Origin of the sequence: Streptomyces sp. NPDC019937 (genome assembly GCF_040631655.1) — a bacterium.
GTDB lineage: Bacteria > Actinomycetota > Actinomycetes > Streptomycetales > Streptomycetaceae > Streptomyces.
Map to the genome: position 1 here is coordinate 1 of NZ_JBEYAL010000096.1, position 9984 is coordinate 9984.

At 71.4% G+C, this 9984-nt stretch carries 10 protein-coding genes and 1 rRNA gene; 2 read left to right on the forward strand and 9 right to left on the reverse strand.

The genetic code is table 11. The features are described 5' to 3' along the window. Positions 1–656 precede the first annotated feature (656 nt). Entirely contained in the window at positions 657–1487 is an 831-nt protein-coding gene (locus ABZ562_RS40805; protein ID WP_361490460.1) for an ECF subfamily RNA polymerase sigma factor, BldN family, read from the forward strand. Positions 1488–1700: 213 nt separating this feature from the next. Then, positions 1701–2951, forward strand: coding sequence for a DUF5667 domain-containing protein (locus tag ABZ562_RS40810; RefSeq protein ID WP_361490463.1), 1251 nt, complete (start codon positions 1701–1703; stop codon positions 2949–2951). A gap of 46 nt (positions 2952–2997) precedes the next feature. On the opposite strand, the gene ABZ562_RS40815 is transcribed toward ABZ562_RS40810, so the two are convergent. The 9 genes from ABZ562_RS40815 to rrf form a co-directional block, all read right to left on the reverse strand. Continuing rightward, positions 2998–4041: a lysophospholipid acyltransferase family protein gene (locus ABZ562_RS40815; protein ID WP_361490465.1), complete on the reverse strand. Its 1044-nt coding sequence runs from the start codon at positions 4039–4041 to the stop codon at positions 2998–3000. Positions 4042–4055: 14 nt separating this feature from the next. Beyond that, the gene (locus ABZ562_RS40820) at positions 4056–5099 is read right to left on the reverse strand and encodes an NAD-dependent epimerase/dehydratase family protein (protein WP_361490467.1); all 1044 of its coding nucleotides are present in this window, start codon (positions 5097–5099) and stop codon (positions 4056–4058) included. A gap of 186 nt (positions 5100–5285) precedes the next feature. Further along, positions 5286–5384: an AURKAIP1/COX24 domain-containing protein gene (locus ABZ562_RS40825; RefSeq protein ID WP_003948845.1), complete on the reverse strand. Its 99-nt coding sequence runs from the start codon at positions 5382–5384 to the stop codon at positions 5286–5288. Between the two features lie 113 nt (positions 5385–5497). After that, entirely contained in the window at positions 5498–5707 is a 210-nt protein-coding gene (locus ABZ562_RS40830) for a helix-turn-helix domain-containing protein (RefSeq protein ID WP_014053989.1), read from the reverse strand. Between the two features lie 131 nt (positions 5708–5838). Then, entirely contained in the window at positions 5839–6654 is an 816-nt protein-coding gene (locus ABZ562_RS40835) for a phosphatase (protein WP_055555861.1), read from the reverse strand. Positions 6655–6756: 102 nt separating this feature from the next. Further along, positions 6757–7929, reverse strand: a complete 1173-nt coding sequence (locus ABZ562_RS40840) for an acetoin utilization protein AcuC (RefSeq protein ID WP_361490470.1) — start codon at positions 7927–7929, stop codon at positions 6757–6759. Further along, positions 7898–9139: an MFS transporter gene (locus ABZ562_RS40845; RefSeq protein ID WP_361490473.1), complete on the reverse strand. Its 1242-nt coding sequence runs from the start codon at positions 9137–9139 to the stop codon at positions 7898–7900. Before ABZ562_RS40845 ends, ABZ562_RS40840 begins: the two co-directional genes overlap by 32 nt. Before the next feature lie 25 nt (positions 9140–9164). After that, entirely contained in the window at positions 9165–9821 is a 657-nt protein-coding gene (locus ABZ562_RS40850; RefSeq protein ID WP_361490476.1) for an HAD family hydrolase, read from the reverse strand. Positions 9822–9892: 71 nt separating this feature from the next. Continuing rightward, positions 9893–9984: ribosomal RNA gene (gene rrf, locus ABZ562_RS40855) — 5S ribosomal RNA — on the reverse strand; the annotation flags it as partial.

The following is a 9984-nucleotide window of genomic DNA, read 5'->3' on the forward strand; positions in this document are numbered from 1 at the left end:
CGGGCCGGATCAGCGAGCGGCGTCTGGTGCGGTAGCTCGCAACCCGCGTGAGGAGAGCGCAGCGGCGCTGCGTGCGACGAGCGCGGGGCCGCGAGATGCCGTGCCAGACGCCGGGAGCCCGGCATGATCGGCAAGACACCCCCTGGGCCCGGGGCGCCGGCCCGGTCACCGGCGCGTCACCCGCGCGGCGGAACCGGAAGCGCCCCGGGCGTCGCCGGAAGGCGCCCGGCGCCGTGACCGACCGTCGCCGAGCGAGGGTGACCGGGCATGCCCGCGCTTGACTGATCGTCGCGCTGCGTGACGGCATGGGCAGCGATGCGCGGGGTCATCGAACGACCGCCTCCGTCCCGTTTCAGTCAATCCGCGTTTGCTGGCCCACAGCGCCCCCGCCAGTCCCCTTACCGCCGCTTTGTCACAACACGCCATACCGGCGCACAAGCAGCGAAGCTTTTCGATCAACTCCCATACTGCACTCTTTACTTGATCGGTCATCAATCCATAACGAAGCAGACGGAAACGATGATTTGAGCAACTGGGTGTAGCGCCGCCTATACGAAGCGTTATTCTCCTTAGACGCAAACCGGTACCCACGCGTCCCTACGGCGGGTGAACGGTCCCGTACTGCACGTGATGGAAGCTCTGCCTCTGGGAGTCCCGTGTACCCACACGTCGGGGTTGACGCCTCGGGCCTGGCTACGCTGCGCGCAACGGTCCTCGACTGTCTGCGCGGCTTCGTCCCCACCGCGTATGCCGTCCCCGCCCTCGCCCTCGCCTCGCCCGTGCCCGCCGGTCCGGCAGGTGCCGCCGGTACCGCCGACGGCACGGTCAGCCGGTCCGGCGCCGCCAGTCCCTGCTATGCCCTCACCGACGGCGGCGCGGCGGTCGGCAGACGTTCCCGCGGCTCCGCCTCCACCGCGCGCCGGCCCAGCGCCGACAGCGACAGCCGCCGGATGATGGACCTCGTGGAGCGCGCCCAGGCGGGCGAGGCCGAGGCCTTCGGGCGTCTCTACGACCAGTACGCCGACACGGTGTACCGCTATATCTACTACCGCGTCGGCGGCCGGGCCACGGCCGAGGACCTCACCAGCGAGACGTTCCTGCGCGCCCTGCGCCGCATCGGGACCTTCACCTGGCAGGGCCGCGACTTCGGCGCCTGGCTGGTGACGATCGCCCGCAACCTCGTCGCCGACCACTTCAAGTCCAGCCGTTTCCGGCTGGAGGTCACCACCGGCGAGATGCTCGACGCCAACGAGGTCGAGCGCAGCCCGGAGGACTCCGTCCTGGAGTCCCTCTCCAACGCGGCGCTGCTGCAGGCGGTGCGAAAACTCAACCCGCAGCAGCAGGAGTGCGTGACGCTCCGCTTCCTCCAGGGCCTCTCGGTCGCCGAGACCGCCCGCGTCATGGGGAAGAACGAGGGCGCGATCAAAACCCTGCAGTACCGGGCCGTGCGCACCCTGGCGCGGCTGCTGCCGGACGACGCCCGCTGACCCGCTGGAACCCCGGAAGCGCGGGCGCGGCGTGTGGTCCGATCATCGGGAGGGCGTAACCCCTGTGCCGCGCCGCTCGTTGTGGGAGGTGCAGGCGCCTCGCGGTCGTACCCTGCCCGTAGTCCCCTCACTCGATCGGGTGGACGCGCGCATGGCACGGAACCTCCAGGTGTCCTGGGGAGTCGACCGTCACGAGAAGAGGAGGTGCCGCCCGTGATCGCGAACGTATCGGCGCACCGGCGGGCGAACGCCTTCGCCGAGGCGCTGGAGGCCCTGGAGGCGCTGGAGAGCCGGCACCAGGCGTCCCAGGACACGACCGGGGCGACCGCGACCGGGGCCGAACCGTCCGGCCCCACCGCGGACAGCCCCGGCGAGCAGCGGCTGATGGGCCTGACCCGGCAGCTCGGCGAGCTGCCGAAGCCGACACTGTCCGCGGACGTCAAAACGGCCCAGCGGGCCCAGCTCATCGCCGCCATGGAGGCCGCCTTCGCGGACGGCGCGTCCCGCGTCCCCGAGCAGCGCCGCCGCAGCAGCGGTGCCCACCGGGCGAAACCCCCGGTGGCCAGACTCCGGCCCCGCTCCCGCTGGTCCAAGGGGCTCGCGGCCGGGGGGCTCACCGTGGGAGTCGCGGCGGGCGCGTTCGGCGGAGTCGCCGCGGCCAGCTCCGACGCGCTCCCGGGCGACACCCTCTACGGGTTCAAGCGGGGCATGGAGGACCTGAAGCTGGAGATGGCCGACGGCGACGCCGACCGCGGCCGGATCTATCTGGACCAGGCGTCCACCCGGCTGAGCGAGGCCCGTCGGCTGATGGAGCGGACCCGCTCCGGCGATCTCGACCACGAGCAGCTCGGCGAGATCCGCCGGGCCCTGTCCGGGATGCGCCATGACGCCTCCGAGGGCCACCGGCTGCTGCGCCAGGTCTACAAGCGGGACGGTTCGCTCGGCGCGATGCGGGAGCTGTCCACCTTCGCCACGGCGCACCGCGAGGGCTGGAGCCGGCTGCGCGAGCAGCTGCCGGTCCAGCTCATGGACGTCGGCCAGCAGGTCAGCTCGGTCTTCGACGCCATAGACGATGAGGTCGGTCCGCTGCGCTCGCTGCTGCCCACCACCCGGGACCGGCACGGGCCGTCCGGCCAGTCGAGCGGTGAGCTGCCGTCGCGCCCCGGCGCGGTGGAGCCGGAGCGCGGCCAGGCGGCGTCCTCCCCGGCCGCCCCGAGCCACAGCCGCCCCGGTGACGCCTCCGCCAAGCCGCACCCGTCGGCGTCGGCCGACCCCGAGGAGCAGGGTCTGGTGGGCGGCGCCGGCGGTCTGCTGGACCCGCCGACCGGCGCGGCGTCACCGAGCCCGCCCGCGGGCAAGGGCGAAGCGGGCGGCGGCAAGCCGTCCCAGCCGGACATCACCATCCCGCCGCTGCTGCCCGACCTGCTGCCGGGCCTCGATCTCGACGGCGACGACACGAGGTAGCCGTACCGGGTCCGGCGGCCCCGCCGCCGGACCCGAAGACCGTCCCTCAGAAGAACACCGAGCGGCGCTGCACCAGCAGCTTGTACAGCGTGTGCTGGATCGTTTCCCTGACCTGGTCCGTCAGGTTGAACATCAGCATCGGATCGTCCGCGGCCTCCGGCGGATGCCCGTCCGTCGGGATCGGCTCACCGAACTGGATCGTCCACTTCGTCGGCAGCGGCACCGCCCCCAGCGGTCCGAGCAGCGGGAACGTCGGCGTGATCGGGAAGTACGGGATTCCCAGCAGCCGGGCCAGCGTCTTCGCGTTCCCGACCATCGGATAGATCTCCTCGGCGCCCACGATCGAGCACGGCACGATCGGCGCCCCGGCGCGCAGCGCCGTCGAGACGAAGCCGCCCCGCCCGAACCGCTGCAGTTTGTACCGGTCCGCGAACGGCTTGCCGATGCCCTTGAAGCCCTCCGGCATCACCCCGACGACCTCGCCGCGCTCCAGCAGCAGCTGGGCGTCCTCGGAGCAGGCGAGGGTGTGACCGGCCTTGCGCGCCAGTTCGTTGATGACCGGCAGCACGAAGACCAGGTCGGCGGCGAGCAGCCGCAGATGGCGCTGGGCCGGGTGGTTGTCGTGCACCGCGACCTGGAGCATCAGCCCGTCCAGCGGCAGCACGCCGGAGTGGTTGGCGACCACGAGCGCGCCACCCTCCTCCGGGATGTTCTCGATGCCCTTGACCTCGACCCGGAAGTACTTCTCGTACATCGGGCGGAGCATCGACATCAGCACCTGGTCGGTCAGGTCCTCGTCGTAGCCGAAGTCGTCGACCTCGTACTCGCCGGTGATCCGGCGGCGCAGGAAGCTCAGCCCGTGGGCGAGCTTGCGCTCCCAGTCGCCGCCGCCCGGTGCCCGCTTCGGCGGGTGCGGGGGCGGTGGCGGGGCGGAGGCCGCGGAGGTCTCGGGGTGGTGCTCCAGCTCCTCGTCGCGCTGCTGCGGTACGGGCTTCAGCGGACCCTGGGACCGGTTCGCACGGCCCGTGTGCGGCCCCTTCCGCCGGGACCGGGGTTCCTCACCGAACGGAATGACCTTGGCATCCGCCATGGTGGTCGCGCTCCTCATTTCTGGGCGCCGGCGGGCAGCAGGGCGCCGAGCCGGTCGATGGTACGGGCGAGGGTCTCGGGCGGGAGCAGCCCGGGACCGCGGCTGTGCGCGTAGTCCGCGAAGGCGCCGGCGGTGGTGTATTCGGGTTCGAATCCCAGGGTCTCGCGCATCTGGGTCGTGGCCACCACCCGGCCGTGGGTGAGCAGCCGGATCTGCTCGGGCGAGAAGTCGGTGATGCCGAGGGACCGCAGCGCGGTGCGGGCCCACCGGAGGGTCGGCAGCAGCAGCGGCAGGGTGGGGCGGCCCAGGCGCCGGGCGGCCTGGGAGAGCAGCAGCACCCCGTCGCCCGCGATGTTGAACGTACCGCTGTTGAGCGTGCCGCGGCGCGGCTCGGAGGCGGCGATCCGCAGCACCTCCAGGGCGTCCTTCTCGTGGACGAACTGGAGCCGCGGGTCGTAGCCGATGACGGTGGGCAGCACCGGCAGCGCGAAGTACTCGGCGAGCGGGGAGTCCGCGCACGGTCCGAGGATGTTGGCGAAGCGCAGCACGCACACCGCGACGTCGGGGCGGCGCCGGGCGAAGCCGCGTACGTACCCCTCGACCTCGACGGTGTCCTTGGCGAAGCCACCGCTCGGCAGCGACTTGGGCGGGGTGGTCTCGCCGAAGACGGCGGGGTCGCGGGGCGCGGAGCCGTACACGCTGGTGCTGGACTTCACCACCAGCCGCTGGACCGACGGCGCCTTCTGGCAGGCGCCGAGCAGCTGCATGGTGCCGATGACGTTGGTTTCCTTGACCGAGGTGCGGTTGCCCCGGGCGCCGAGCGGGGTGCCGTTGATGTCCATGTGGACGACGGTGTCGACGCCGAATTCGGCGAGGAGCTTTCCGATCGTGGGGTGGCGGATGTCGGCCCGGACGAAATCGGCTCCGCCCAGCTGGTGTTCGGGAGCGACCGCGTCCACCCCGATGACCCGGTCGACGTCCGGCTCGCGCTGTATGCGCCGTACGAAACGGCCCCCCAGCCGGCGGGCGACTCCGGTGACGAGCACGACCTTTCCCAAGATCAGCGCCTTCCTTCCCACCCTCGTCCGAGCTGGGCTGTGCGGACCACCGTAACCGGTCGATGTTGCGCTGTGATGACCACTCGCCGCACGGTGCGACGTTTTGAGCCGGGGCCTCCGCCACACGCACCGCAGCCCTTCCACCGTGGGTGGAAGGGCTGCGGGACGAACACAGCGTCGCTGGTGTTACTTCTTGTTACGACGCTGGACGCGCGTGCGCTTGAGCAGCTTGCGGTGCTTCTTCTTCGCCATCCGCTTGCGCCGCTTCTTGATAACAGAGCCCACGACTACCCTCGCTCACTTCGAATCACTCGGTGCGGGGCGTCCGAGCCCACACGACCTACATCGGGCCAGCCTACCCGCCACCGGGCGAACCACGTAATCCGAGGGTCGTCGACCTAAGCGGACTCCACCCCCACATAGGACTCGCGGAGGTACTCATGCACCGCTTGCTCCGGGACCCGGAAGGACCTGCCCACCCTGATCGCCGGCAGATGACCGCTGTGCACCAAGCGGTACACGGTCATCTTGGAGACTCGCATCACCGAGGCGACTTCCGCCACGGTCAGAAACTGAACCTCATTCAGAGGCCGTTCGCCAGCAGCCATGACACACCACCTGAACCTTCCGCACATGTCGGGCACCGGCTTCCCCTCCGGTGACTCCTGCTCGCATGCGCGCTCATCCCCAGGTTAGGGGCGGGTGATGCGAGTGGGGAAGAGGAGTAGCGATCGCACGCCTACTGTGACAGACACGCTCGATTGAGTACATAGCGAGTAAGCGGCCGGTAGTAACCGGACCGCACAGCGTCATCAAGTGGAACGGCCACGGATACCTGCCCCTCGGCCTCCCCGACGAACAGCGCGGGGTCGTCGGTGTCGGCAAGGCCGATGGCGGCAAACCCCAGTTGACCTGCTCCGCAGACCCATCCGTGGTCCCCGATCACCAGCCCCGGAAGTGGCCCCCCGGACTCCGCGGCACAGGCGAGGGCAACGCGAACCGGGAGGGGCGAGTGACTGTGGGCGCCCGGCTCACTCGCGGTCGGCCGGGCGCCGGGTTCCCGCACCATCGCGACTCCCCGTACGTAGGTGAGCTGGTACGTACGTACGCCAAAGCGAGTCGTTATGTCGACACATCTACCGTCCGCCGGGGTGAGGACCGGACATCCGGCCGCCGAGAGGGCCGACGCCAACGCGGCGTAGAAACCCAGGAGACGGTGGGGGTGGCCGGTGCCCAGGAGCACCGGCGCCCGCGTCTCGGCGGCCACCCGGAGCCGGTCCGCGAAGGTCTGCAGGGCGGCGATCGTACGCTCCGGGTCGATCACATCGTGACCGGAGACATGGGCCGGGTTGACCGAAACCCCGCATTTACTCCCCATGAGGCGAAGCAATTCGGTGAAGGACCAGTCGTATTCGGGATCCAGGCCGAGCAGCACCCGGGGGTCGCGGGCGGCGAAGAGCCGATACCGGCGCAGGCTCTCCTCCCGGCTGGTGGTCACCGGCCCGGCGAGCCGCGCCGCCAGCAGATGCGCACGCAGCGCGGCGGTACTCAACACCCCACCGATGCTGCTGGATCACCGCACGTGCCCGAAGGGGAACGCCCCGAGTTACCACGGTCGGCCTAACACTGGCGTACGAGAGCGTGGCGCCCCGGGGGCCTACGGCAGCAGGCCGTGGTGGGGGAAGACGGCCCGGCGGGTCGCCAGGATCGCCTGGTCCAGACGGTCCGCGGGGTCGTAGCCGGACTCGGCGAAGTCCTGCCAGCGCGGCTCGCGCCCGTCCGTCATCCGCCGCGGCGCCTCCAGCCGGGTCCGCCGGTACACCTCGTGCCGCCACTCCTCCGGCACCTCCGCCTCCGGCGCCACCGGCCGCCCCGCCGCGATCGCCACCAGATGCGTCCACGACCGCGGCACCACGTCCACCACCGCGTAGCCGCCGCCCCCGAGCGCGATCCAGCGCCCGTCCGCGTGCTCGTGCGCCAGCCGGTGGCAGCTCTCCGCGACCGAGCGCTGCGCGTCCACGGTCACGCCCAGATGGGCGAGGGGGTCCTCGATGTGGGTGTCCGCGCCGTGCTGGGTCACCAGCGCCTGCGGCCGGAAGTCGGCCAACAGTTCCGGCACCACCGCGTGGAAGGCCCGCAGCCAGCCGGCGTCCCCGGTACCGGCCGGGAGCGCCACGTTCACCGCCGAGCCCACCGCGCCCTCGCCGCCGGTCTCCTCGGGCCATCCGGTCTGCGGGAAGAGGGTGCGCGGGTGCTCGTGCAGCGAGATGGTCAGCACCCGCGGATCGTCCCAGAAGGCCGCCTGCACGCCGTCGCCGTGGTGCACGTCCACATCCACGTACGCGACCCGCTCGGCGCCCAGCTCCAGCAGCCGGGCCACCGCCAGCGCCGCGTCGTTGTAGACACAGAACCCGGAGGCGCCGCCGGGCATGGCGTGGTGCAGCCCGCCCGCGAAGTTCACCGCGTGCAGCGCCTCACCGCGCCAGACGCTCTCCGCGGCGCCCACCGACTGCCCCGCGATCAGCGCCGACGCCTCGTGCATCCCGGCGAACGCCGGGTCGTCCATGGTCCCGAGCCCGTACGAACCGTCCGCGCCCGCCGGATCGGCCGAGGCCCGCCGCACCGCCTCGATGTACTCCTGGCGGTGGACCAGCCGCAGCGTCGAGTCGCCGGCCGCCTTGGCGGCCACCACCCCGACCGCCCGGTCGAGCCCGTACGCCTCCACCAACCGCATGGTCAGCGCGAGCCGGACCGGGTCCATCGGATGCCCGGCACCGAAGTCGTATCCGGTTACTTGCTCATCCCACATCAACTGTGCGCGGCCGCTCATGCCCGTCACCGTATCGGGCGGGTGCGGCGCCGAACGACCTCGCGTAGACCAGCGTCACGAGCACGAGCGCCATCGGCACGAGCATCGCCCCGCGGTAGTTCCACGCGCCGCCCAGCGCGCCCACCAGCGGCGAACCGATCAGAAAGCCCACGTAATTGAAGATGTTCAGGCGCGCGACGGCCGCGTCCGACGCCCCGGGGAAAAGCCGCCCGGCGGCGGCGAACGTCTGCGGCACCAGCACGCACAGCCCGAGCCCCAGCATCGTGAACCCGAGCATCCCCACCCAGGCGCCGGGCGCCGCGGCGACCACGGCGAACCCGCCCGCCGCAAGCAGCGCCCCGGCCCGCACGACGGCGGCCGCACCGAACCGCCGCACCCCGAGGTCGCCGAAGGACCGGCCGAGCAGGGTGGTGACCATGTAGACGTTGTACGGCACCGTCGCCAGCTGATCGGAGCTGTGCAGCACGTCCTCCAGGTACTTGGCGGACCAGTTGGAGACCGTGGAGTCGCCGATGTAGGCGAAGGCCATGACGAGGCAGAGCGGCAGCAGCGGCCGCATGCTCACGACGCGGTGCTCCGCGCCGCCCGCCGCGCCCGTGCCTCCGTCCGGGCCTGTGCCGCCGTCTCCGGGGCCGCGGGGGTCGTCCGCGAACCAGCGGCCCGCGATGAACGCGACGGGCACGAGAGCCGCCACCAGCGGCGCGTAGAGCACGGGCAGCGGCAGGTCCTCGTGCGCGCCCACCCAGGCGAGCGAGGCCCCGGCGATCCCGCCCAGGCTGTACGCGGCGTGGAAGCCGAGCATGATGCTGCGCCCGTACGCGCGTTGCAGGCTCACCCCGAGCATGTTCATCGACGCGTCGAGCGCGCCGACGGTGAGGCCGAAGACCGCGAGCGCCACGGCGAGCTGCCACACCGCCGAGCCCGACCCCGCCGCGAGCAGCGCGAGCGAGACGACGGGCTGGACCCCGCGCAGCACCCGTCCCGGCCGTACCCGCTTGACGAGGTGTTCGGTGGTGACGCTGCCCACCCCGGCGAGGACCGGCACGGCGGCGAGGAAGAGGGGCAGCAGTGCGTCGGATATCCCGTAGCGGTCCTGCAGCGCGGGTATCCGGGTCACGAGCAGTGCGAAGATCGCGCCCTGGACGAAGAAGCTGATGGCCAGCGAGGCCCGGCCATGCCGCAGCCGCGGGCCCGGGCGCGTATCCGTCATGGCCGAGGAGCGTAGGCCCCCGGCGCTACTTGTGGGTAGAGCTGAGCAGTATTCGCATTTCGGCCATGTCCGAGAAGTGGGCCCGGGCGCCCGGGAGGCGGTCGGCCGGGGTCATGGCCGTGTAGCCGTACGCGTCCATCCCGGCCGCCAGGGCGGCCCGCACTCCGAGCGGGCTGTCCTCGACGACGGCGCACCGGCCGGGGGTCGTGCCCATGTGGTTCGCCGCGTGGAGGAACAGGTCGGGGGCGGGCTTGCCGCGGCCCACGTCCTCGGAGCTGAAGATGCGGTCCTCGCCGAAGTAGTCGTAGAGCCCGGTCTTCCGCAGGGCGACCCGTATGCGCTCATGGCTTCCGGATGAGGCCACGCAGTACGGGGTCCCGTCCACCCGCAGACCGTTCAGCGTGGCGGCGATGCCGTCCACCGGCTCCAGGTCGCGGCGGAAGGCGGCGAAGACGCGGGAGTGGAAGGTGGCGTCGAAGTCGGCGGGCAGCCGCTGCCCGGTGCGCTCCAGGACCAGCTCGTGAATGCGGTGCATGGCGGATCCCATGTAGTCCCGCAGGGAGTCCTCGTAGGTGGTGGGATGGCCCAGTTCGGTGAGATAGCCCGCGAGGAGCCGGTTGGAGATCGGCTCGCTGTCGACGAGTACCCCGTCGTTGTCGAAGATGACCAGGTCATAGCGCATGGCGTCAGCCTACAAAGACAAAAAGGCCCGGTCGGGAGCCGAAGCTCCCGACCGGGCCTTTTTCAAATATTGTTCGGCGGCGTCCTACTCTCCCACAGGGTCCCCCCTGCAGTACCATCGGCGCTGAAAGGCTTAGCTTCCGGGTTCGGAATGTAACCGGGCG

Coding starts and splice junctions, on each gene's coding strand:
- ABZ562_RS40815 (WP_361490465.1), bottom strand. CDS start 4,041: ATGGCGGATGCCAAGGTCATTCCGTTCGGTGAGGAACCCCGGTCCCGG.
- ABZ562_RS40830 (WP_014053989.1), bottom strand. CDS start 5,707: ATGGCTGCTGGCGAACGGCCTCTGAATGAGGTTCAGTTTCTGACCGTG.
- ABZ562_RS40840 (WP_361490470.1), bottom strand. CDS start 7,929: ATGAGCGGCCGCGCACAGTTGATGTGGGATGAGCAAGTAACCGGATAC.
- ABZ562_RS40845 (WP_361490473.1), bottom strand. CDS start 9,139: ATGACGGATACGCGCCCGGGCCCGCGGCTGCGGCATGGCCGGGCCTCG.
- ABZ562_RS40850 (WP_361490476.1), bottom strand. CDS start 9,821: ATGCGCTATGACCTGGTCATCTTCGACAACGACGGGGTACTCGTCGAC.